Annotated in this window: 21 protein-coding genes; 15 read left to right on the forward strand and 6 right to left on the reverse strand. The window is 72.3% G+C overall.

Annotation, left to right across the window (positions count from 1 at the left end; genetic code table 11):
- Positions 1-13 precede the first annotated feature (13 nt).
- From AB0H93_RS11660 to AB0H93_RS11670, 3 genes are all read right to left on the reverse strand, one after another.
- On the reverse strand, positions 14-1,330 hold the full coding sequence (locus AB0H93_RS11660) for a HEAT repeat domain-containing protein (RefSeq protein WP_132480634.1): 1,317 nt from the start codon (positions 1,328-1,330) through the stop codon (positions 14-16).
- Positions 1,331-1,503: 173 nt separating this feature from the next.
- A complete protein-coding gene (locus tag AB0H93_RS11665; protein WP_358571167.1) occupies positions 1,504-2,355 on the reverse strand; it encodes an SRPBCC domain-containing protein in 852 nt (283 codons plus the stop codon).
- A gap of 78 nt (positions 2,356-2,433) precedes the next feature.
- Positions 2,434-4,065: an SMI1/KNR4 family protein gene (locus AB0H93_RS11670; protein ID WP_358571170.1), complete on the reverse strand. Its 1,632-nt coding sequence runs from the start codon at positions 4,063-4,065 to the stop codon at positions 2,434-2,436.
- 145 nt (positions 4,066-4,210) lie between these two features.
- Between AB0H93_RS11670 and AB0H93_RS11675 the strand changes: the two genes are divergently transcribed.
- The 10 genes from AB0H93_RS11675 (at position 4,211) to AB0H93_RS11720 (ending at position 14,166) form a co-directional block, all read left to right on the forward strand.
- The gene (locus tag AB0H93_RS11675) at positions 4,211-5,194 is read left to right on the forward strand and encodes a WYL domain-containing protein (protein ID WP_358571173.1); all 984 of its coding nucleotides are present in this window, start codon (positions 4,211-4,213) and stop codon (positions 5,192-5,194) included.
- The gene (locus AB0H93_RS11680; RefSeq protein WP_358571176.1) at positions 5,191-6,162 is read left to right on the forward strand and encodes a WYL domain-containing protein; all 972 of its coding nucleotides are present in this window, start codon (positions 5,191-5,193) and stop codon (positions 6,160-6,162) included. The genes AB0H93_RS11675 and AB0H93_RS11680 overlap by 4 nt, the downstream gene beginning before the upstream one ends.
- Before the next feature lie 19 nt (positions 6,163-6,181).
- Positions 6,182-6,382: a bacteriophage holin gene (locus AB0H93_RS11685; RefSeq protein ID WP_132480650.1), complete on the forward strand. Its 201-nt coding sequence runs from the start codon at positions 6,182-6,184 to the stop codon at positions 6,380-6,382.
- A 78-nt stretch (positions 6,383-6,460) separates the two neighbouring features.
- Positions 6,461-6,733, forward strand: a complete 273-nt coding sequence (tatA, locus tag AB0H93_RS11690; RefSeq protein WP_358571179.1) for a Sec-independent protein translocase subunit TatA — start codon at positions 6,461-6,463, stop codon at positions 6,731-6,733.
- 20 nt (positions 6,734-6,753) lie between these two features.
- Positions 6,754-7,710 (forward strand): twin-arginine translocase subunit TatC, encoded by a 957-nt coding sequence (gene tatC / locus AB0H93_RS11695; RefSeq protein WP_358571182.1) that lies wholly within the window; start codon positions 6,754-6,756, stop codon positions 7,708-7,710.
- A 118-nt stretch (positions 7,711-7,828) separates the two neighbouring features.
- Positions 7,829-8,710 (forward strand): YegS/Rv2252/BmrU family lipid kinase, encoded by an 882-nt coding sequence (locus AB0H93_RS11700; protein WP_358571185.1) that lies wholly within the window; start codon positions 7,829-7,831, stop codon positions 8,708-8,710.
- Positions 8,711-8,790: 80 nt separating this feature from the next.
- The gene (locus AB0H93_RS11705; RefSeq protein ID WP_358571188.1) at positions 8,791-11,568 is read left to right on the forward strand and encodes a DEAD/DEAH box helicase; all 2,778 of its coding nucleotides are present in this window, start codon (positions 8,791-8,793) and stop codon (positions 11,566-11,568) included.
- 165 nt (positions 11,569-11,733) lie between these two features.
- Positions 11,734-12,252 (forward strand): DUF4333 domain-containing protein, encoded by a 519-nt coding sequence (locus tag AB0H93_RS11710; protein ID WP_358571191.1) that lies wholly within the window; start codon positions 11,734-11,736, stop codon positions 12,250-12,252.
- Positions 12,253-12,295: 43 nt separating this feature from the next.
- Positions 12,296-13,489, forward strand: coding sequence for a GNAT family N-acetyltransferase (locus AB0H93_RS11715; RefSeq protein ID WP_358571194.1), 1,194 nt, complete (start codon positions 12,296-12,298; stop codon positions 13,487-13,489).
- Positions 13,490-13,587: 98 nt separating this feature from the next.
- Positions 13,588-14,166 (forward strand): TetR/AcrR family transcriptional regulator, encoded by a 579-nt coding sequence (locus AB0H93_RS11720; RefSeq protein WP_358571197.1) that lies wholly within the window; start codon positions 13,588-13,590, stop codon positions 14,164-14,166.
- A gap of 144 nt (positions 14,167-14,310) precedes the next feature.
- On the opposite strand, the gene AB0H93_RS11725 is transcribed toward AB0H93_RS11720, so the two are convergent.
- The 3 genes from AB0H93_RS11725 to AB0H93_RS11735 all read right to left on the reverse strand — a co-directional run bounded on the left by AB0H93_RS11725 (position 14,311) and on the right by AB0H93_RS11735 (position 18,093).
- Positions 14,311-15,231: a 5'-3' exonuclease gene (locus AB0H93_RS11725; RefSeq protein WP_358571453.1), complete on the reverse strand. Its 921-nt coding sequence runs from the start codon at positions 15,229-15,231 to the stop codon at positions 14,311-14,313.
- A 134-nt stretch (positions 15,232-15,365) separates the two neighbouring features.
- Positions 15,366-16,205 carry an NAD(P)H-binding protein gene (locus AB0H93_RS11730; RefSeq protein WP_358571200.1) on the reverse strand — a complete coding sequence of 280 codons (840 nt, stop codon included), beginning with the start codon at positions 16,203-16,205 and terminating at the stop codon, positions 15,366-15,368.
- A gap of 244 nt (positions 16,206-16,449) precedes the next feature.
- Entirely contained in the window at positions 16,450-18,093 is a 1,644-nt protein-coding gene (locus AB0H93_RS11735) for a putative PEP-binding protein (RefSeq protein ID WP_358571455.1), read from the reverse strand.
- Positions 18,094-18,196: 103 nt separating this feature from the next.
- On the opposite strand from AB0H93_RS11735, the gene AB0H93_RS11740 reads away from it, so the two are divergent.
- From AB0H93_RS11740 to AB0H93_RS11760, 5 genes are all read left to right on the forward strand, one after another.
- Positions 18,197-18,958, forward strand: coding sequence for a DeoR/GlpR family DNA-binding transcription regulator (locus AB0H93_RS11740; RefSeq protein ID WP_358571203.1), 762 nt, complete (start codon positions 18,197-18,199; stop codon positions 18,956-18,958).
- A complete protein-coding gene (gene pfkB / locus AB0H93_RS11745; RefSeq protein WP_358571206.1) occupies positions 18,955-19,899 on the forward strand; it encodes a 1-phosphofructokinase in 945 nt (314 codons plus the stop codon). The genes AB0H93_RS11740 and pfkB overlap by 4 nt, the downstream gene beginning before the upstream one ends.
- The gene (locus AB0H93_RS11750; protein WP_358571209.1) at positions 19,896-20,348 is read left to right on the forward strand and encodes a fructose PTS transporter subunit IIA; all 453 of its coding nucleotides are present in this window, start codon (positions 19,896-19,898) and stop codon (positions 20,346-20,348) included. The genes pfkB and AB0H93_RS11750 overlap by 4 nt, the downstream gene beginning before the upstream one ends.
- Positions 20,345-21,808 carry a fructose-specific PTS transporter subunit EIIC gene (locus AB0H93_RS11755; RefSeq protein WP_358571212.1) on the forward strand — a complete coding sequence of 488 codons (1,464 nt, stop codon included), beginning with the start codon at positions 20,345-20,347 and terminating at the stop codon, positions 21,806-21,808. The genes AB0H93_RS11750 and AB0H93_RS11755 overlap by 4 nt, the downstream gene beginning before the upstream one ends.
- Before the next feature lie 85 nt (positions 21,809-21,893).
- The gene (locus AB0H93_RS11760) at positions 21,894-22,166 is read left to right on the forward strand and encodes an HPr family phosphocarrier protein (protein WP_358571215.1); all 273 of its coding nucleotides are present in this window, start codon (positions 21,894-21,896) and stop codon (positions 22,164-22,166) included.
- Positions 22,167-22,304: the final 138 nt, after the last annotated feature.

The raw sequence follows: 22,304 nt of genomic DNA on the forward strand, positions 1-22,304 counted from the left end.
GGCGTCGGGTGGTTCAGGGCATCAGGGCGGTGTGGTCGCAGCAGGTCAGGCCGGGCCGGTCGGCGACGCCGTCCTGGTCCATGTCGATCTCGCCGTCTACTGTGGAGTAGACGTCGCGCGAGTTGAGATCGATCGTGCCGTCGCCGTCCCAGTCGTTGAGCTTGCCCTTGAACGTGCCGAGGATGAAGGCGTTGGTCATCGGCCCGACCTCGGGATCGTGCAATGTGGACAGCACGCCGTTGCCGGGCACCAGCACCTCTTCCAGCGACTTGCCCGCGATCCGGCTCAGGTCCACGTAGCCCCAGCCCTGGAACCGGCCGCGCACGTAGCGGATCGCGGCCTCCTCCCGCACCTGGAACCGCGGCTCCAGGTGCCAGGTGCCGTAGCGGGCGAAGCCGATGTTGGCCTGCCGCACGCCTTGGCTCGGGTCGTCGGCCTGCCCGGACTTGAAGAACGTCCGGGGCACCAGCGACTCGAAGAAGAAGTTCCCCCGGTCGCGGCGGGTGCGGTCGGTGAACCCGCGGAACAGGTAGTTGTCGCAGTGCGGCGAGCCGTCCTGGTGCAGCCCGTCGATGGTCTTGGCGATCACCAGCTGCTTCTCCCTGGTGGCCACGTTCGGGCAGGCGTGCGCCTGGCCGTAGATGCGCGCGAGTCCCTGCGGCGCCAAGGAGATCTTGCCCCAGTGCGTGTTGGACGGGTCCAGGCGCACGTACAGGTCGCAGTGGATCAGCAGGAAGATCGTCTCGTCGAAGGTGCGGTCCGGCGTGTACAGCCCGGATCGTCCGTCGAACGCCGGGTCGCCGGTCTGCAGCTCGCTGATGAACAGCTTCGCCCACTCGGCGATCTCCGGGTCGTCGTCGGTCAGGAACTCGCCGAGCGCCGCGATCGCGGTCGGCCCGCCGAGCTTCTCGATGGCCCAGAGCGCATCCCACCGCACCTGCCGGTCCTGGTCGGTGCGGGCCGCTTCGGCCAGCAGCGCCACCGCGTCCTCGTGGTCGCGGTCGGCGTACTCGAACAGGGCCTGCTCGCGCATCGCCGGGTCGGGGTGCTGGAACGCCTGCTCCCGCAGCTGGTCGTTGCTGCGGTTGTCCAGCCGGATGGCGACGCGGTCGAGGGCGTAGCCGAAGTCGCTGGCCCACGCCGCCGGGTCGCCGGCGACGAACCGCGGGTCGACATTGCTGAGCGTGGTGCGGTACGCGAAGTTCAGCGCGTCCTTCTGCTCGGTGGCCAGGTCCTCCAGTGCCTTCGGATCCTGGACGGCGGCGTCCCAGCGGCCCGGGTGGTGCTCGGCGAGTGCGCCGGGAGATTTGTTGCACAAATCGATCGCCATTGCACTGATTCCTTTCGGCGTCGGGCTGTTTCGACCCTTCCGAAGGTATTGAGAGCCGGGCCCGACAAGCTTCTCCCAAGTTGCCGACTGGCATTGCGGAGAAATGCCCGTGCGCGTTTTGCGGCGCTATAACACCCCAAAACGCGCGCGGGAGCGGAACCGGCGGTGCCCGTTCACCCGGCGTGGGCGCGGGCGGAGGAGAGGGCCGCGATCCAGGTGGCGGCGAACCGGCGGCGCACCGATTGCGCGCGCTGCGCGGACCAGCCCAGCCGGGTCCAGCCGGTGTGGGCGAAGCTCAGCTTCCAGGTTCCGCCCGCCGCTTCCCGCAACCGCACGGTGCACGCCGGATTGTGCTGCGAGTCCGGGATTTCCACGGTGAAGGTCAGCAGGCGGTCCGGCGTCAGATCCCAGTCGCGGATCCGGAACCGGCGCGGGCCTTCTTCGTCGAGCACGAAGAACCAGCTCGGTTCGAAACCGTCGCTGGCGATCGGCAGCCATTCGTACAACTCGGATTCGCGCAGCGGGTGGAAATCACCGGCCGGCAGCTCCACCGAACCATCGATGTCATCGCGCCAGCCGTAGCGGGTGTTCTTGCCGGTGCGCAGATGCCGTTCCAGGCGGGACAGGAAATCCGTCCAGCCCTCCAGCATTTCGGCGGCCTCGGCGGGGGACCGGCGATCGTCGTGGTCGCGGACGGTCACCGACACGCCGTCCGCGGTCGGCGCCAGCCGCCAGGTGATCAGCTCCTGGCGGGCGACGCCCAGGAAGCGCCAGTCGAAGTCCAGCTCCGGCGGCTCGATCCGTCGCGGCACCAGGACGAAGAAATCCCCGTCGCCGAAGTCGACGCGGTTCTCCTCGCCGACGCGCAACGGTCCGGCCAGGTAGCCGAACCACTGCTCGACGTGCGCGGGCTCGGTGATCGCCGCCCACACCCGGGGCAGCGGGGCGGCGCAGTGCACCCGCACTTCGACGTGCCCGCTGGTGATCCCGCCCTGCGGCACGGCGGCTCGGTCGTCGGTTCCCATGCCCGGCCTCCCGGTCGTTCGGCGGGGACGCGATCGCTCCAAGTTGCTGACGAATACTATAGTGATCCGGTCAAGGCGTCAGGGCCGCCGCAGCCGCAGCAGCCGCCGCCACAGCGAGGTGCGCGGGCCCGCCGGCGGCTCGTAGCGGCTCCGGGTGTAGCGGAGATCCGGTTCGTCGACGAGGGTTTCGGCCCACGCGGCCGCGTCGCGCAGCCCCGGCGAACCGCTCAGCTCGGCGGCGGCCAGGCCCGCCGGGTGGGACGCCGTCTCCCGCAACGTGTCCCACTGGCGCTCGTTGAGCCTGAGGTGGCGCACGCCGTCCAATTCGGTCAGCACGGCCACATCGCCGATCTCGGCCCGGGCCAGGTCCAGTCCGTACAGCCGCGGGCAGTCGCGCAGCGGGCTCAGGTCGACCGGCCGTCCGGTGGCCAGCCGCAGCACGCGCAGCGTCGGGTGCGCGGCCAACGGCGCGAGATCGATGCTGTCGAGTTCGGCGGTCAGCACCTCGACCCGGGTGTCGCGCAGCGCGGAGAGGTCGGCGGCCGGGCAGTCGATCAGCTCCACTTCGAGCAGCGACGGCGCACCGCGCAGCGGCGCCAGGTCGACCCGGTCGGTGTTGGCGATGACGAGCCGCTGGACCGCCGGGGGAATGTCGCGCAGCCGGGCCGAATCGCCCTCCACCCGCAGTTCGCGGCCTTCGGCGGGTTCCGGATCCGCCGCCATGAACAACCGCAGCTCGCCGCCGCGGTACTGGTAGGAGTAGTCCGCCAGCGCGTCGACGTGGCGCTGGAGCAGGCTGGTCACCGAGTCGGCGACGTAGACCGGACCGTCGTCGTGGCGCATGCCGACGCGGATCACCTGTCCCGGCCGGCCGTTGGGGCCGGGATCCATGTCCACCGCCAGGAAGGCGCCGCCGGTGTCGTGCGCGAACGGGAGCCAGCCGGGGCGGTCCACCGCCCGGCGCACCGCGCCCGCCGGCCGGGAGTCGTAGCGGAGCTCCCGGAACAGCAGCCGCTCCCAGTCGCGCACCGCCCACCAGCGGTCCGCCGGGTCGCTCAACGCGACGACCTTGTTCAGCCCGAGCCATTCGTGCCCGTGCAGCAGGCCGGCGCGCCGGTCGCCGTTGATCCGGCCGTACAGCGCCCGGAGATCCGCGGGCAGCGGCACCGGCAGCCGGTCTTCGAGGAACTCCCGCTCGTCCGCGTCCAGCGGTCGCGGTAGCCGCTCGGGGCGGTCGAGGATCTCGGCGCGCCGCGCGAGATAGCCGTCCAGCAGATCCAGCGCCTGCAGCGGGTCGCCGGCCTGCGTCGGGTCCGCCGGCCCCGGTTGGAAGTCGGCGGGCTCGGCGGGCAGTTCGCCGGGGCGCAGCAGGTAGGTGAAGCCCGTGCGGTCCGACCGGGTCGGGCGCCGCAGCGATTCGCTGGTGAGCGCCTCGAACCTGCCGTTCGGGCGGACCACCAGCTCGATGCTCAGCCGGTCCCCGGCCCGCTCCAGCTCGTGCACCCGGCACAGCGCCTCGTGCAGGTCGAGCTCGCCGGTCCCGCCGGGCGGCTCCGGCTCGTACCAGAACCCGTGATGACCGGAGCCGCTTCCGCCCGTGGCGAATCCGCGCAGCACCGCGCGCCGCCAGCCCTTGGGCGCGGCGGCGGCGATCTGTTCGGCGATCGCGCGCAGCGCCGCGAGCGTCTCGGCATCGTGCTCGGTCGGCAAGGACGGCTCCGGCTTCCGGTCGGGGTGCGTGCGGGGGCAAGTCTTCTTACCGCACCGCCGCCACATCGGTCCCGCCTGCACCGCTGGACGCATCGCGCACCGGACCCAAACACATGATCGAATACAGCGGGGCTAGGCTTTCGAAGTGGCCACTGTGCGTGCTGAACGCTTGGTGAACCTGGTGCTGTGCCTGCTGTCGACGCGCCAGTACCTCACCGCTGAGCGGATCCGGGCGATCGTGCCGGGTTATGCCGGCGCGCCCACCGACGAGGCCTTCTTCCGGACCTTCGAACGCGACAAGGCCGAGCTGCGCGACCTGGGCATCCCGCTGGAGACCGGGCGCAACTCCGCCTTCGACGCCGCCGACGGCTACCGGATCGCCCGCCGCGACTACGAGCTCGGCGACATCGACCTGGAACCCGACGAGGCCGCCGCGGTCGCCCTCGCGGTGCGGCTGTGGGACTCCCCGGAGTTCACCTCGGCGGCCCGGGGCGCGCTGCTGAAGCTGCGCGCCGCCGGGGTCGACGTCGACGAGCGCTCCTCGGCGGCGGTCGAGCCGAAGGTGCGCACCAGTGATCCGGCGTTCGCGCCGCTGCTGGCCGCGGTGCAGGCGGGCCGGGTGGTGGAGTTCGACTACCGGCGCCCGAGCAGCCCCGACGTGCACCGCCGCACCGTCGAGCCGTGGGGCGTGGTGTCCTGGCGCGGCCGCTGGTACCTGGTCGGGCACGACCGCGACCGGCAGGCGCCGCGCTGCTTCCGGCTGTCCCGGATCCAGGGGCAGGCCAAGGCGGTGGGCCCCACCGGGCAGGTGCAGCGCCCGCCGGACACCGACCTGCTGCGGTTCGTCGCCGGCGAGCACCGCGAGCCGCCGCCGGCCACGCTGGCCCGGGTGTGGGCCGCGGCCGGCCGCGCGCAGGGGCTGCGGCGCCGGGCGACCGTCGTGGACCGGATGGAGCTCGGCGGCGACGAGGGCGACGTGCTGGAGATCGACCTGAACTACCCGGAGTCGGCGGCGAGCTGGCTCGCCGGGTACGGGCCGGACGTCGTGGTGCTGGAGCCGGACACGCTGCGCAAGACGGTGCACGAGATCCACCTGGACGTCGTCGACCAGGTGGGGGAGGGCCGATGACGAGCGCGACCCAACGGCTGCCCAGGCTGCTGGCGCTGGTGCCGTACCTGCTGAGCCGGCCGGGCATCCCGATCGCCGACGCCGCCGCCGACTTCGGCGTCACCGAGCAGCAGCTGCGCAAGGACCTGGAGCTGCTCTGGATGTGCGGGCTGCCCGGCTACGGGCCCGGCGACCTGATCGACCTGTCCTTCGAGAGCGACTCGATCACCGTCACCTACGACGCGGGCATGCGGCGGCCGCTGCGGCTCACCGCGTCCGAGGCGACGGCGCTGCTGGTGGCGCTGCGAGCGCTGGCCGACACCCCGGGCATCGCGGACACCGACGCGGTGCAGCGCGCCCTGGCGAAGGTGGAGAACGCGGTCGGGCAGGCTCGCCCGGCCGGCGTGGTGGTCGGGCTGGAGGGCCGGGAAGGCGCGGTGCGGCCGGGCGTGCGGTCGGCGGTGCAGGACGCGACGACGCGCCGCCGCGCGCTGCGGATGCGCTACTACACGGCCTCCCGCGACGAGATCAGCGAGCGGACCGTCGACCCGATGCGGCTGCTGCTCATCGACGGGCGCAGCTACCTGGAGGCCTGGTGCCGCAGCGCGGCCGGGGTGCGGATGTTCCGGCTGGACCGCATCGACGACGTCGAGGTGCTGACCGAGGCCGCGCAGCCGCCGTCGGAGGCCGAGCCGACCGACGTCTCGGAGGGGCTGTTCCGGCCGGCGCCGGACCAGCTCGTCGCCGAGGTGGAGCTGGAGCCCGACGCGCGCTGGGTGGCCGAGTACTACCCGGTCGACGAGCTCGTCGAGCTGCCGCAGGGCCGGGCCAGGGTGCGGATGCGCTACTCGGACCGGTCGTGGATGACCCGGCTGCTGCTGGGCCTGGGCGGCCAGGCGCGGGTGCTCAGCCCCGACGAGCTGGCGTGTGACGTGCGTCAACGTGCGGAAGACGCGTTGACGCGGGCGCGTCACCTTCCGTCCACCTGAGCGGGATACCGTTACCGACGTGCCGTACGTGTGGAGTCTCGTCCTGCTGGTCGTGGGCCTGGTCCTGCTCGCGCTGCTGCTGGTCCGGTTGTTCCGGGAGCTGCGCAGGTTCAAAGCCGTGCAGCGGCAGGTGTTCCACGACATCGACGACCGCAGCGGCCTGGTGAAGGCTCGCGTGGCCGGTTTGAAGGTGGCGTTCGCCCAACGTCGCAACCGGTGACGCGCAACGGCCCTATTTGTCGACTCCCGTCTTGCGTACCATTGCGCCTGCAGGGACATCACGAAAGGTTGGACACGAATGGGTTTGCCAGGTGGCTGGGAACTGATCCTCATCGTCTTGGTCTTGGTGCTGCTCTTCGGTGCCACCAAGCTGCCGCAGATGGCCCGTTCGCTCGGCCAGTCGGCCCGCGTCTTCAAGGCCGAGGCGCGCGGCATGAAGGCCGACGAGGAAGCGGCCAAGAAGGAGAAGGCCGAGCGGGAGCCGAAGCCGGAGCTGACCGCCGGTGAGACCAGCGCGCCCCCGGTCACGTCCACGGTCGACGAGAAGCAGCGCAACGACTCCAAGAACTGACTGAGGACGGGAACAACAAGGTGGGTGCCAGTGCACTGGGGCGCCTGAACCCGTTCCGCAAAGGTCGCCGTCGGTGGGGCCGCAGGCACAACCCCGACGGCACCATGACGCTCGTCGATCACCTCTACGAGCTGCGGTACCGGTTGGGCGTGGCCGTGGTGGCGGTGACGGTCGGCGCGATCTTCGGGATCTGGTGGTTCTCCAACTCGATTTACGGGCTGCCCACGCTCAGCGATGTCCTGCTGGAGCCGTACTGCCAGCTGCCCGTCACCCAACGGCTGAGCCCGAACGGGACGTGCCAGCTGCTGCAGACCGAGCCGTTCGAGATCTTCATGCTGACCCTGAAGGTCGGCGTGTCGGTGGGCGCGGTGCTGTTCAGCCCGGTCTGGCTCTACCAGCTGTGGGCGTTCATCACGCCCGGGCTGTACGCCAAGGAGCGCAGGTTCGCCCGGCTGTTCGTCGCCTTTGCGACCGTGCTGTTCGTCGCGGGCGCGGTGCTCGCCTACTACATCCTGCCGACCGCGCTGGGGTTCATGTCCGGGTTCGGCGGGGACGCGTTCTTCACGGCGCTCACCGGTGGCAAGTACATCAGCTTCATGCTGCTCCTGCTGGTGATCTTCGGCGTGAGCTTCGAGCTGCCGCTGATCCTGGTGATGCTCAACCTGGCCGGGATCGTCAGCTACGCCAAGCTGAAGAGCTGGTGGCGGGGCCTGGTCTTCGCGCTGTTCGTGTTCGCCGCGATCGCCACGCCGGGACAGGACCCGTTCTCGATGCTGGCGCTGGCGGCCGCGCTGTGCGTGCTGTTCACCGTCGCGATGGTGATCTGCAAGTTCAACGACAAGCGCCGGGCCAAGAAGCTCGAGGGGCAGGGCCTGGCGGGGCTCAGCCCGGACGAGGCGTCGAAGGTCGACTTCCGGGCCTCCGATCTGGACACCACGCCGTCCGCGACCCCGAAGCAGCACGACGACGCAACCTGAGATCCGCAATTTCCATTGAAATCGAACCTCTGATTTCAATGGAAATTGCGGCACAGCTCAGCAACGGGGACCTGGGTCACTGGCCAAGGCAGGGGCGCGTGGGTAAGGATCTTGCCTCGTGCGCTGCGTCCTGGTGATCAACCCTGCTGCCGGTGGTGGACTCTCCGCGAAGGTGGTCGGCGAACTCGTCGGCCACCTTCGCGGCGTCTGCGACGTGAAGACCGTGCTAGCCGCCGACGCCCGAGGCACCGCCGACGCCGCGAAGCGGGCGGTGGCCGACGGCGCCGATGTGCTCGCGGTGGTGGGCGGCGACGGCGTCGCGCACCTGGCGGTGCAGGCGTGCGCGGAGTCGGCGACGGCGTTGGCCCTGATCCCGGCCGGGACCGGCAACGACCTGGCCCGCGGGCTCGGCGTGCCGCGCGACCCGGTCGCGGCGGCGCGGGCGGTGGCGGAGGCGTTGCGCGCGGGCGAGCGGCGCCGCATCGATCTCGGCAAGGTCGCTGGCGGCGGCTGGTTCGCGACGGTCTTGTGCGCCGGATTCGACTCGCGGGTCAACGCGCGGGCGAACCGGATGCGCTGGCCGCGCGGGCAGCGCCGGTACGACCTGGCGGTGGTGCGCGAGCTGCTGGGCCTGCGGCCGATGCCGCTGCGGGTGGAGACCGACGCGGGCACGACGGAGCTGATCGCCACGCTCGTCGCGGTCGGCAACACCGCCTGCTACGGCGGCGGCATCCCGGTCTGCCCGGACGCCGACGCGCGCGACGGGCTCCTCGACCTGACGGTGGTCGGCGAGGTCGCCCGGCGCGACCTGGTGCGGATCCTGCCGTCGCTGCGGACCGGGCGGCACGTCGAGCACCCGGCGGTGCTCACGCTGCGGGCGCAGCGCGTGCGGCTGGGCGGCGAGAACGGCTGGATGGCCTACGCGGACGGAGAACCGCAGGCCCGCCTGCCGCTGAGCATGCGCTGCGTCCCTGGTGCGCTCACCGTGGTGGGTTCGTGAGCTGCCCGCACCGGCACGCAGGACGAGCTTGGAATCAGCCAATCGCGACGGCGGTCGGGGTGATGTGAAAACCTTGGGGTGTGGCTGCCAGCCGTTCCAACCCCACCAAGCTGTCCCCGGCCGACGCCTTCCAGGCGCACACCCGCCGCAGCGCGCATCCCGCGCTAGCGGAGTTCGCCGGGGGGATGTCCTTCGAACTCGACCCGTTCCAGAACACCGCCTGCCAGGCCCTGGAGGCCGGGCGCGGCGTCCTGGTGTGCGCGCCCACCGGCGCCGGCAAGACCGTGGTCGGCGAGTTCGCCGTGCACCTCGCGCTCAAGGAGGGCCGGAAGTGCTTCTACACCACGCCGATCAAGGCCCTGTCCAACCAGAAGTACGCCGACCTGTGCGAGCGGCACGGTAGCGACGCGGTCGGGCTGCTGACCGGCGACACCTCGATCAACGGCGAGGCGCAGGTGGTCGTGATGACCACCGAGGTGCTGCGCAACATGCTCTACGCGGGTTCCCGCAGCCTCGACCAGCTCGGTTACGTCGTGATGGACGAGGTGCACTACCTCGCCGACCGCTTCCGCGGCGCGGTGTGGGAGGAAGTGATCCTGCACCTGCCCGAGTACGTGCAGGTCGCGAGCTTGTCGGCGACGGTGAGCAACGCCGAGGAGTTCGGCGAGTGGCTGCAGGAGGTGCGCGGCGACACCACGGTGGTCGTCGACGAGCACCGGCCGGTGCCGCTGTGGCAGCACATGCAGGTCGGCTCCCGGATGTTCGACCTCTTCGGCGGCGAGACCGCGGACCGGGAACTGCAGATCAACCCGAACCTGCTGCGGCACACCCAGCAGCTCGCCCGCGTGCACCTGCCCTACGGCGGCCGGCGCGGCGGGCCGAACGGCAAGCGCAAGGGCCCGCGCCCGCCCCGGTTCTCCCCGCCGTCGCGGGTGGAGATGCTGACCAGCCTGGACGCGGCCGGGCTGCTGCCGGCGATCGTGTTCATCTTCAGCCGAAACGGCTGCGACCAGGCCGTCGCCCAGTGCATGCGGTCGGGCCTGCGGCTGACCACCGAAGCGGAGATCGACGAGATCCGCGAGGTGATCGAAGAGCACACCGCCAACCTGCCGGAGAGCGACCTGGCGGTGCTGGGCTTCTGGGAGTGGCGGGAGGCGCTGGAGCGCGGGCTGGCCGCGCACCACGCGGGGCTGCTGCCGGCGTTCAAGGAGACCGTCGAGGAGCTGTTCGTCCGCGGCCTCGTCAAGGCCGTGTTCGCCACCGAGACGCTGGCGCTGGGCATCAACATGCCCGCCCGCACGGTGGTGCTGGAGCGGCTGGTGAAGTTCAACGGCGAAGCGCACGTGGACCTCAGCCCCGGCGAGTACACGCAGCTCACCGGCCGGGCCGGGCGGCGCGGCATCGACATCGAGGGCCACGCGGTGGTCGTCTGGCAGCCGGGCGTCGACCCGAAGCAGGTCGCCGGGCTGGCCTCCACCCGCACGTACCCGCTGCGCTCGTCGTTCCGGCCCGGCTACAACATGGCCGTCAACCTCGTGCAGCGCGTCGGCCAGGACGCCGCGCGGGAACTGCTGGAGCAGTCGTTCGCGCAGTTCCAGGCCGACCGGTCGGTGGTCGGGCTGTCGCGGCGCGTGGACCGCAACAGCGAGGCGCTCACCGGCTACGCCGAGTCGATGCACTGCCACCTGGGCGACTTCGAGGAGTACTTCGAACTGCGCCGCCGCATTTCCGAGCGGGAGAAGCACCTGGCCAGGCAGAACCGGCAGTCGCGGCGCGCGGAGGCGGCCAAGTCGCTGGAGAAGCTGCGCAAGGGCGACGTCATCTCGGTGCCCGCCGGGCGGCGCTCGGGGCTGGCGGTGGTGATCGACCCGGGCCTGGAGCCGATGGGCGAGCCGCGGCCGCTGGTGGTCACCGAGGACCGCTGGTCGGGGCGGCTGTCGGTCGCCGACTTCACCTCGCCGGTGGAGCCGCTGGGCAAGATGAAGCTGCCGAAGCACGTCGACACCCGTTCGCCGAGGTCGCGGCGGGATCTGGCGTCCTCGCTGCGCAACACCGGCCTCGAGGCCTCCGGCGGGCGCGGCAGGCGGCGTTCCGACGCGACCGACGACGCGGAGCTGGCGACGCTGCGGCGGGCGCTGAAGGCGCACCCGTGCCACGGCTGCGACGAGCGCGAGAGCCACGCCCGGTGGGCCGAGCGCTACGAGCGGCTGCGCGGTGAGAACGAGAACCTGCGGCGCAAGGTCGCCGCGACCACGCACTCGCTGGCCAGGTCCTTCGACCGGATCGTCGCGCTGCTGACCGAACGGGACTACCTGCCGGTGGCGGGCTCGTCGGAGGGCCAGGTCACCCAGCACGGGCGGCGGCTGTCCCGGCTCTACAGCGAGTCGGACCTGCTGGCCGCCGAGTGCCTGCGGGTCGGGACGTGGCGCGGGCTGGGCCCGGCCGAGCTGGCGGCCGTGGTGTCGTCGCTGGTCTACGAGTCGCGGCGGGAGGGGCTGGCGCCGCAGGTGCCGTCCGGCCCGGTCAGCGACGCGCTGGCCGCCACCTGGCGGCTGTGGGCGGAGCTGGAGGACGACGAGCGGCGGCACAAGCTGGACCGCACGCGCGAGCCGGACGCCGGTTTCGCCTGGCCGGTGTTCCGCTGGGCGCGCGGCGAGTCGCTGGAGAAGGTGCTCACCGCCGCCGAGTCCAGCGGGCACGAGCTGTCTGCGGGCGACTTCGTGCGCTGGTGCCGCCAGGTCATCGACCTGCTCGACCAGGTCCGCGAGGTCGTCGGCGTGGCGGACCCGGTGGGTTCGGCGGCGGCGAAGGCGGTCACCGCGATCCGGCGAGGCGTGGTCGCCGCCGGCGCAGTGTGACGTGGCGGCCGCCCGGCCGATTCGGGCGGCCGGTCGGTTGTGGTTGGATTTCCTGGCGTCGGGAACGTCGGTCAGGTGAAGAATCGTCCGGAGGTACAGATGTCGTCCCCTTACGGTCCGCCGGGGGGCTATCCCCAGTGGGGGCAGCAACCCCAGGGCCCTGGGATGCAGCCGGCGGCGCCGGGCTATCCGCAGCCAGGTGGTTTCGCGCCGCAGCAGCCGCCGCAACCACCACCGCCGCCGCCGCAAGCGCTGCCACCGCAGCAGTACGGCTATGGCCAGCCGTACCCGCCCGGCGGCGCCCAGTTCCCGCAACAGGGCGGCTTCGGCCAGTTCGACGAGTTCGGGCCGAAGAAGAAGAAGAAGCGTTCGGCGCTGCCGTGGGTGTTCGCCGGCATCATCGCGGTGATCCTCGTCCTCGTGGTGCTGGTCCTCGGCTTCATCACGCCGGGCTGGTTCGTGAAGCCGGTCTTCGACTCGGCCAGCGTCGAGAAGGGCGTTTCGCAGACGCTGCGGAGTTCCTACGGCATGACCGGGGTCGGCCAGGTCAGCTGCCCCGCCGGGCAGCGGGTGGCCGTCGGGCACCGCTTCGACTGCAAGGTCACCATCGATTCGCAGCCCAAGACCGTGACCGTGACGGTGAAGAACGAGAAGGGCGTCTACGAGGTCGGCCACCCCAGGTGAAAATCGGTCGACCCGGGCGGATCCGACCGGGAAGATCGTGGGCGTGACCGGTCATGAAGTGCGGCCCCTGGCCGAATCGGAGTTCCGCGAAGCCCACGATCTGTTCCGCCGCGCCCTGCTGTGGCGCCCGTCGAAGGACGAGGAGTGGGAAGGGAACTCCGGGCGCCACGAGCCGGGGCGGGTGCTGGGCGCGTTCGTCGACGGCGCGCTCGCGGGCACGGCGATGGCGACGACGAACGTCGTCACGGTGCCCGGCGGGCGCAGGCTCCCGGTCGGCGCGGTGACCGGGGTCGGCGTTCGCGCCGACCAGACCCGGCGCGGACTGCTCACGTCGTTGATGCGGGAGCAGCTCGAAGACGCGCGGCGGCGCGGCGAGGCGGTGGCGATGCTGCACGCCTCGGAAGCGGTGATCTACGAGCGGTACGGCTACGGCGTGGTCAGCCGCAGCCGCACGGTGGAACTCGACCGCCGCCGGGCGGCGCTGCGGGCGGGCGCGCCGGTCGGCGGCCGGGTGCGGGTGCTGGACCAGGACGAGGCGGCGCCGATCCTGCCCGCGATCTACCAGCGCTGCGCCCAGGACCGGCCGGGGCAGATCGGCCGGGACGACGCGTGGTGGGTGGGGCAGCGGTCGTGGCTCGGCGACGGCGTCCTGATCGCGGTGCACACGGATGGCGACGGGCTGGACGACGGTTTCGCCTTGTACGAGGCGAAGAAAGCCGACGGCGTCAGCACGCTGCAGGTCTACGACCTGAAGTCGGCGAACGCGACGGCGGCGGTCCAGCTGTGGCGGTTCCTGCTCGGCGTCGACCTCGTGGACCGGGTGGTGGGCCACAACCGGCCGCTGGACGAGCCGCTGGAGTGGTGGCTGGCGGATCGTCGCCAGTGCCGGGTCACCAGCGTCGACGACGACCTGTGGCTGCGCCTGGTGGACGTGCTCGAAGCGTTGCGGGCGCGGACCTTCGGCCCGGGCGATCCGGTGGTGATCGAGGTCCGGGACGAGTTCCTGCCGCACAACGACGGCGGTTACCGGGTCGGCCCGGATGGCGTGGACCGGTGTTCCGACGAACCCCAGCTCGTCCTGGACGTTGCGGCGCTCGCGGCGCTGTACCTGGGCGACCAGAAGGCGTCGGGGCTGGTGGCGGCCGGCCGGATCGAGGCGCGTGACCCGGCGGCGGTCGCCGCGGCGGACCGGCTGTTCGCCGCGGTCGAAACGCCTTGGTGCGGCACCAATTTCTGACCGCTCGCGCGTGCTTCGGGCTGCTGCGGCGGCCCGAAGCACGCGCGGTGCGGCGCGTTCGGCTTGAAAATATGTAGACCGAGTGTCATATTTTCTGCGTGAGGAAAGGTGCGCAGACGAAGCAGCAGATGCTCGACACCGCGATGGAGCTTTTCCGGCGGCAGGGCTACCACGCCACGGGCGTCAACCAGGTGCTCGCCGAGGCCGAGGCGCCGCGGGGCTCGCTGTACTTCCACTTCCCGGGTGGCAAGCAGCAGCTCGCCGCCGAGGCCGTCGAGGCATCCGGGCGGCAGGTGGCGGAGTTGCTGGCCGCGGTGCTGGCGGAGGCGAGCGGGCCGCGCGAGGCCGTGGCGGCGATGATGGCGCACTTCGCGCAGGCGCTGGAGGAATCGGACTTCAGCAGGGGATGCCCGGTGGCCACCGTGGCGCTGGAGGCAAGTGCGGACAGCCCGGACGTCAGGTCGGCGTGCGACGGCGCGTACGGGACCTGGCTGGTGGGTCTGGCGGCGGCGTTCGCCGGCTGGGGGATTCCGGCGGAGCGGGCGGAGGAGCTCGCGGTGATCGCGTTGTCGATGCTCGAAGGCGCGCTGCTGCTCTGCAAGGTCCAGCGGGACGTCGCGGCGCTGCGGACGGTGGGCGATCAGCTGGCCGACCTGCTGGAGGGCGTGCGGGCGTGATGCTCGTGACCGCCCACCGGGGCCAGGTCGACGTGTTCTGCGCGCCCGACTGGCACTCCCAGCAGAACTCCACAGTGGACTGATGATGCCGAAGGGCGCCTTCTCCCTGCTGTGCAAGGAGAAGGCGCCCTTCGGTCGTCGGTGCTATGCGGTGAGTGCGGCGATGAGGCGGTCGATGCTCGCGCCCAGGCCCCAGGTCTGCTGGAGCGCGCGCAGCCGGTCGATGTCCACCGGAGGCTGGGGGAGCGCGTCGTCCGCGCGGTCCATGACCACCGGTGCGTCGCGCGCCACCCGGACCACCGACGGGGCCGCCGCGAGGTAGTCGGCGGCGTCCGCGAGCTTGCCGCGGACTCGCGGCGTCAGGCGGGAGTCGCCGCCGTCGGCCGCCGCCAGCAGCGCTTCGAGGGAGCCGAACTGGGTGATCAGCTTCGCCGCCGTCTTCTCGCCGATGCCCGCCACTCCGGGCAGCCCGTCCGACGGATCTCCGCGCAGCACCGCCATTTCCGCGTAGTCGTCCCCGGCTCGGTCGGCCGACAGGGCGTACTTCTCGGCGAGCTCCGCGGGGCCGTAGTCCTGCGCCTTCGCCAGTCCCGCGCCGACGTAGATCACCCGCACCGAGGTGGGCCGGTCGCGCACCAGCTGGAACAGGTCCCGGTCGCCGGTGACGACCTCCACCGCGTCCTTCTCCTCGCGATCGGCGAGCGCGCCGATGACGTCGTCGGCCTCGTAGCCCTCCGCCTCGGCGGTGGCGATGCCCGCCGCGTCGAGCACTTCGAGGATCACCGGGACCTGCGGGGACAGCGAATCCGGGACCTCTTCGGCGTCGGGGTCGTCCTCGGCGACGCGGTGCGCCTTGTAGGACGGCAGGGCGTCGACCCGGAACTGCGGCCGCCAGTCGTTGTCCAGGCAGGCCACCAGCCGGGACGGGCGCCGGTCGGTGATCAGCTTGGCGAGCATGTCGCAGAAACCGCGCACCGAGTTCACCGGCGTGCCGTCCGGCGCGGTCAGCGAGTCCGGCAGGGCGTAGTACGAGCGGAACCACAACCCGGCCGAATCGACGAGCATCAGGGGACCAGTCACAGTGGCCCAGCTTGTCACGTCGGCGCTCGCCGATGTGCACGACCTGCCGGGTGCGACCCGCGGATGTGCGCGCGCCTCCGCGGCGTTCGGTCAAGGTCGGCCTCCTCGGCGGCGCGGGATCAGCGGAAGTCGGCGGCGTGTTCGGCCGCCCACTGCGCGAAGGTGCGCGCCGGGCGGCCGGTGACCTGCTCGACGGTCGGCAGGACCGGGTCCGGGCGGTCGACCGACTCGGCCCAGTAGCCGAGCAGCATGTCGACCACGTCCTCGGGCATGAACTCGGCCAGCTCCGCCCGTTCCTGCTCGGCGGTCACCGCCTCGAACGGGATGTCCCGGCCGATCGCCTCGCCGATGGTGCGCACCTGGTCGGCGATGGAGATCGCGGCCGGGCCGCTGAGCTCGTACTTCGCGCCGGCGTGGCCGTCTTCGAGCAGCGCGGTCGCGGCCACCGCGGCGATGTCGGCCTCGTGGACCGGCGCCTGCGTGGCCCTGCCGTGCGCCGAGCGGACCGCGGTCCCCGCCTGGATGGCGCCTGCCCAGATCAGCGAGTTGCCCGCGAATGCGCCCGGCCGGACAGCGGTGCATTCGATGCCGGAATCCTCCACTGCGCGTTCGACCGCGCGGTGCCATGTGTGGCTATCCGCGTTGTGCGCGCGCTTGTTCTCCGCCGCCGCGGACGCCGATGACAGCACGACTATCCGCCGCACTCCGGCGCTTTTCGCCAATTCCGCGAAATCGCCCGCGCCGTCGTGCGGGAAGAGGTACGCGCGCTCGACGCCGTCCAGCGCCGCCGCCAGCGTCCCCGGCTCGCCGAGGTCCCCGCGGACCACTTCCACCTCCGGGGAAAACCCTGCGGTGCCGGGATTCCTGGTCATGATCCGCACCCGTGCGCCCGCGCCGCGCAGGTGCTCGACGACGTGCCTGCCGACGCTGCCGGTCGCACCGGTCACCAGAAAGGTCATGGCTGCTCCACATGATCGCGTGCTCGTTCGGCACAAATCGAATCCACTTCTCGGTGGCGCACGCAAACTACACCACGATTCGCCAATGGGGGAAATTTGACAAATCCCCGAATTGCTGTTCTGTGGTTGTTTTAATATCAGCCGGATAGCATTATTTGTTCTTGTCAAGCGAAATGAGCGGAAATGTGCGAGCGGCCCGTTCGACGCCTTTCGGCGAGGTGAACGGGCCGTTCGCCGCAGTCGGTCAGCCCCGTTCGAGGCTGCGACCGGCCCGGTCGCGCGCCTCGGCCGGGCCCGGTGCCGCGACGGCCTGCCGGGCGGCCTCCTGCAAGTCGGGCAGGCTGCGTTCGGCCAGCGCGGCGCCCACGGCCGCCAGCGCTGCCGCCGTCATCGACAGGCTGGTGACGCCGAGTCCCACCAGGACGCCGGCCAGCAGCGGGTCCGCCGCCGCTTCGCCGCACACCCCGACCGGCTTGCCGCGCTCCCGGCCCGCCCGGCCGAGCCCGGCGATCAGGCGCAACAACGCGGGCTGCCACGGGTCGTTCAGGGCGGCCAGCGCGCCGGTCATGCGGTCCGCCGCGCACGTGTACTGCGCCAGGTCGTTGGTGCCGATGCTGACGAAGTCCACGACGTCCAGGATCTCGTCGGCGCAGAGCGCGGCGGCGGGCGTTTCGACCATGACGCCGACCCGCTCGACGCCCGCGTCCCGGGCGCGCTCGGCGAACCACGCCGCCTCGCCCGCGGTCGCGACCATCGGCGCCATCACCGACACCACCGCCCCGGTCTCGGCGGCCGCGGCGACGATGGCGGTGAGCTGCCGGTCCAGCAGCTCGGGCCGGTCGAAGGCGACCCGGAGGCCCCGCACCCCGAGCGCGGGGTTGGGTTCGCCGGCGATGTCGAGGAACGGCAAGGGTTTGTCCGCTCCGGCGTCCAGGGTGCGAACCACGACCGGCTTGCCCGCGAACGGCCGCAGCGCGGCGGCGTACGCCTGCCGCTGGGTTTCGGCGTCCGGTTCGACCGCGGCGTCCAGGAAGCAGAACTCGGTGCGGAACAGGCCCGATCCTTCGGCGCCCGCTTCGACGCCGGCCCGGGCGTCGGCGGCGGAGCCGATGTTGGCCAGGAGCTTCACCGGGTGCCCGTCGGCGGTGCTGCCGGAGCCGTTCCACCGCGCGCCGGTGCGGTCGGCCGACTGGGGTGCGACGGCGTGCTCCAGCAGCTCGACGGTGCCCGCCGCGCCGTCCACGCGCGCCCCTGCCGCCGTTGCCGCGAGCACGCCGCGCACGGCGACCACGGCCGGAATTCCCAGTGCCCGCGCGAGAATCGCGGTGTGACTGGTCGGGCCGCCCTCCTCGGTCACCAGTGCCAGCACGAGGCCGGGATCCAGATCGGCGGTGTCGGCCGGGGCCAGATCGCGGGCCACCAGCACCGCCGGACCGGTCAGCTCGGGCACGCCTGGCGGGGCGGTGCCGGTGAGCTCGGCGACCAGCCGGTCGCGGACGTCGTGCACGTCCCGCACCCGCTCAGCGAGGTATCCGCCGGAGGCCGCCAGCAGCTCCGCGAACTCCCCGGCCGCCTCGAACACCGCGCGCGGCGCGGGCAGGCCCCGCTGCGCGACCGCCTTCTCGGCGTTGCCGAGCAGCGCTGGGTCGGCGGCCATCGCGGCGGTCATCTCCAGCACCGCCCGCGCTTCGCCCGTCGCTGCTTCCGACCGGGCGAGCAGCCGCTGCGCCACCGCTTCCGCGGCCGGGCGGATCCGCGCCGCCTCGGCGGCCGGATCGGCAGGCGCCGGACCGGGCGCCGGATCGGGCAACCGGTCATGAACCCACAGGACCGGGCCTGCCGCCCCGCCGGGGCTGACCCCGACCCCCTGCAGCGTGGACATCGGCACTCCCATCGTGCTGGAGGTTTCCCTCGCGTTCTCGAAGCCTTGACAATATGGCAACAAGAGGCACAATCAGGCAACACCAAACATTAACCGGAGGACAACGGGCATGTACGGGGCGGAGCGCCAGCAGCTCCTGGCGCAGCGGGCACGACGCGACGGGCGCATCGACGTCACGGCCGCGGCGGCCGAGTTCGAGGTGGCACCCGAGACCATCCGTCGCGACCTCGCCGCGCTCGAACGCCAAGGCCTGGTGCGGCGCGTCTACGGCGGCGCGATCCCGGTCGAGCGGCTCGACTTCGAACCCGGCGTCTCGCTGCGCGACCAGACCAACGCGGGGGAGAAGGAACGCATCGCGCGGGCGGCGCTGGACCGCGTGCCCAGCCGCGGCACGGTGCTGTTCGACGCGGGCACCACGACCGCGCGGCTGGCCGGCCTGCTGCCCGCCGACCGCGAGCTCACCGTCGTCACCAACTCGCTGCCGGTGGCCAACCAGCTCGCCACCCGCAACAACTACAACCTGCACCTGCTCGGCGGCCGGATCCGCGGCACCACGCTGGCGACGGTGGAGTCCTGGGCGCTGGACGTGCTGCGCGGCCTCACCATCGACGTGGGTTTCTTCGGCACCAACGGCTTCTCGGCCGCCCGCGGCTGCACCACCCCGGACCCGGCGGAGTCCGCGGTCAAGACGGCGATGGTGCGCGCCTGCCGCAAGCGGGTGCTGCTGGCCGACCACAGCAAGTACGGCGACGACCAGTTCAGCCGGTTCGCCGAGCTGTCCGAGATCGACGTCGTGGTGACCGACGAGGGCCTCGACGAGGCGGCGCTCGACGAGCTGAAGCAGATCGAAGCGGAAGTGGTGCTGGCGTGATCGTGACCGTGACCCCGAACCCGAGCCTGGACCGCACCGTCCAGGTGGACCGGCTGGTGCCCGGTGCGGTGCACCGCACCCTCCGGACACGCCTGGACCCGGGCGGCAAGGGCGTGAACGTGGCCCGCGCGCTGGCCGCGGCGGAGGTGCCGACGCTGGCCGTGCTGCCCTCCGGCGGCGCGGCGGGCGCGCAGCTGGCCGAACTGCTGGCGCCGGAGGCGGTGCCGGTGGTGGAGGTGCCGGTGCAGGCGCCGACCCGCAGCAACATCGCGGTGGTGGAAGCCGACGGCACCACGAGCAAGTTCAACGAGCCCGGCCCGGAACTCACGCCGGCCGAGGTCGCGGCGCTGGAACGCGCCGCCGCCGAGCAGGCCGGCCGGGCGGACTGGGTGGTGACCTGCGGCAGCCTGCCCGCCGGTTGCCCGGACGACCTGCACGCCCGGATCACCGCCGCCGCGCGGCGCGCCGGGGCGCGAGTCGCCGTCGACACCTCGGGACATCCCCTCGAACTGGCCTGTCAGGCCGCGCCTGACCTGGTCAAACCCAATCTCGTCGAACTCGCGGAGCTGGCCGGTGGCCCGCTGCGCGACCTCGGCGACGTGCTGGACGTCGCGCACCGGCTGCGGGCCGGCGGCGTGGCGACCGTGCTGGTGAGCCTCGGGCAGCTGGGTGCGGTGCTGGTCGCGGAGACCGGCACCTGGCACGCCACGAGCACCGCGACCGAGGTGCGCAGCACCGTCGGCGCGGGCGACGCGATGTTCGCCGGATTCCTGCGGGCGGGCGGCATCGGGCCGGCCGCCTTGCGCACCGCCGTCGCCTACGGGACGGCGGCGGTCGGGCTGGCGGGCAGCCGGATGCCCGGCCCGGACGACGTCCACCCGCTGCGGGTGCGGATGGATGCAGTGGACAAGACAGTGAGCCTCAGCGGAGTGGCGGCATGACTACCGAACTGATCACCTCGGACCTCGTCGAACTGGACCTGGCGGGCACCGACCGGCGGGCCGTCGTGCGCGACCTCGCCGAGCGGCTCGTCGCCGCCGGCCGCGTCACGGACATCGACCGGTTCCTGGCCGACATCGAAGCCCGCGAACAGCAGATGCCGACCGGGCTGGAGGGCGGCATCGGCATCCCGCACTGCCGCTCGTCGGCGGTGACCGCGCCGACGCTGGCCTTCGGCCGCAGCGCCGCCGGCGTCGACTTCGGCGCCGAAGATGGCCCGGCGAAGCTCATCTTCCTCATCGCCGCGCCGGAAGGCGGCGGCTCCGACCACATGACCGTGCTAGCCGCGCTGGCCCGGCGCCTGGTGCGCGCCGAGTTCAAGCAGACGCTGCTGGACGCCACCGACGCCGCCGAGCTCGCGAAGTACGTGCGTGAGGAGGTCGCGCCGTGAAGTACGTAGCCGTCACCGCCTGCCCGACCGGCATCGCGCACACCTACATGGCGGCCGAGGCCCTGGAGCAGGCCGCCAAGGCCGCCGGGGACGAGATGCTGGTCGAGACCCAGGGTTCGGCGGGCTCGACGCCGCTGTCGGCGGCGGACATTGCCGCGGCCGACGCGGTGATCTTCGCCGCCGACGTGGGGGTCCGGGACCGGGAGCGCTTCGCGGGCAAGCCGGTCGTCGAGGTCTCCGTGAAGCAGGCCATCAACGACGCGGCGGGCCTGCTGACCCAGGCCGCCGACGCCGCGCAGCAGGAACCGGCCGCCGAGCCGGAAGCCGCTGCCGCCGAGCCGGAACTGGCCAGCAAGGTCGTCGCGGGCGCCGGTTTCGGCACCCGGCTGCGGCAGTGGCTGATGACCGGCGTGAGCTACATGATCCCGTTCGTGGCCGCCGGCGGTCTGCTGATCGCGCTGAGCTTCGCGCTCGGCGGCTACCAGATCACCGACGCGCCGCCGGTCACCGAGGTCTTCGACCCGGCGAGCCTGCTCAGCTGGGCGGCGCTGGCGAACCAGATCGGCACGACGGCGTTCGAGTTCCTGGTGCCGGTGCTGGCCGGGTTCATCGCCTTCGCCATCGCCGACCGGCCCGCGATCGCCCCCGGCTTCGTCGGCGGCGCGGTGGCCGTGACCGTCGGCGCGGGCTTCCTCGGCGGCCTCGTCGCCGGCCTGCTGGCCGGTGCCGTGATCGCCGGGCTGAAGCAGGTGAAGGTCCCGCGCGGGATCGCCGGGATCATGCCGGTGGTGGTGCTGCCGCTGCTGGGCTCGCTGGTGGTCGGCGGGCTGATGTTCGTGGTGCTCGGCAAGCCGATCGCGCTGGCCATGACGGCGCTCACCGGCTGGCTCACCGGCCTGTCCGGCGCCAACGCGGCGCTGCTGGGCGCCCTGCTCGGCGCGATGATCGCCTTCGACATGGGCGGGCCGATCAACAAGGTCGCCTACACCTTCGCCGTCGGCGGCCTGAGCATCGGCACGACGGCGTCGCTGGAGATCATGGCCGCCGTGATGGCCGCGGGCATGGTCCCGCCGCTGTCGCTGGCCCTGGCCTCGGCGGTGCGCGGCAAGCTGTTCAGCCCGGCCGAGCGGGCCAGCGGCCGCGCCGCCTGGCTGCTGGGCGCGTCGTTCATCACCGAGGGCGCGATCCCGTTCGCGGCGGGCGATCCGCTGCGGGTGATCCCGTCCATCGTGCTCGGCTCGGCGACCACGGGCGCGCTGTCGATGACCTTCGGCGCCACGCTGCGCGCCCCGCACGGCGGGATCTTCGTGACGCCGCTGGTGGGCAATCCGCTGATGTACCTGGCCGCGATCGTCGTCGGCGTCGTGGTCGCGGCGGCGGCGGTGCTGTTCGCCAAGCAGCTCGGTCGCCAGGACGCCGGGGAACCGGCCCCCGAGGCCGCGTCCGCCGTCCCGGCCTGAATCACGTCGTGAGCGGTTTTGGCCGCCATAGCAGCAATTTCCGCTCACGACCGCGTACCAACCCCGGATCCGGAGAGGAACAGCAATGCAACGTCGAGTCCGCATCGCCGCCTCGGTCGGCCTGCACGCCCGTCCCGCCGCGCTGCTCGCCAAGGCCGCGGCGGCGCAGGCCACGCCCGTCACGATCGCCAAGGTCGTCGACGGCGTGGCCGGTGACCCGGTCGACGCGAGCAGCATGCTCGGCCTGATGTCGCTGGGCGCCCAGCACGGCGAGGAGGTCGAGCTCTCCGGCGACGAGGCCGCCCTGGACGAGCTCGTCGCCCTGCTAAAACAGGACCTGGACAAGGCTCCGGCCTGAGCCGTCGGGGCACGATTTCCGCCGCTCGCGGGGTCGTGGGTGCTTCGGGTCGCCATAGCAGCCCAAAGTGCTCACGACCCCGTTTCGCGCCGGTTTCAATTGAAACTGGGGACTGACGTGCCGGGCGCCGATCGGCCG

Source organism: Saccharopolyspora sp. NPDC050642 (assembly GCF_040654735.1).
Taxonomy (GTDB): Bacteria; Actinomycetota; Actinomycetes; order Mycobacteriales; family Pseudonocardiaceae; genus Saccharopolyspora; species Saccharopolyspora elongata.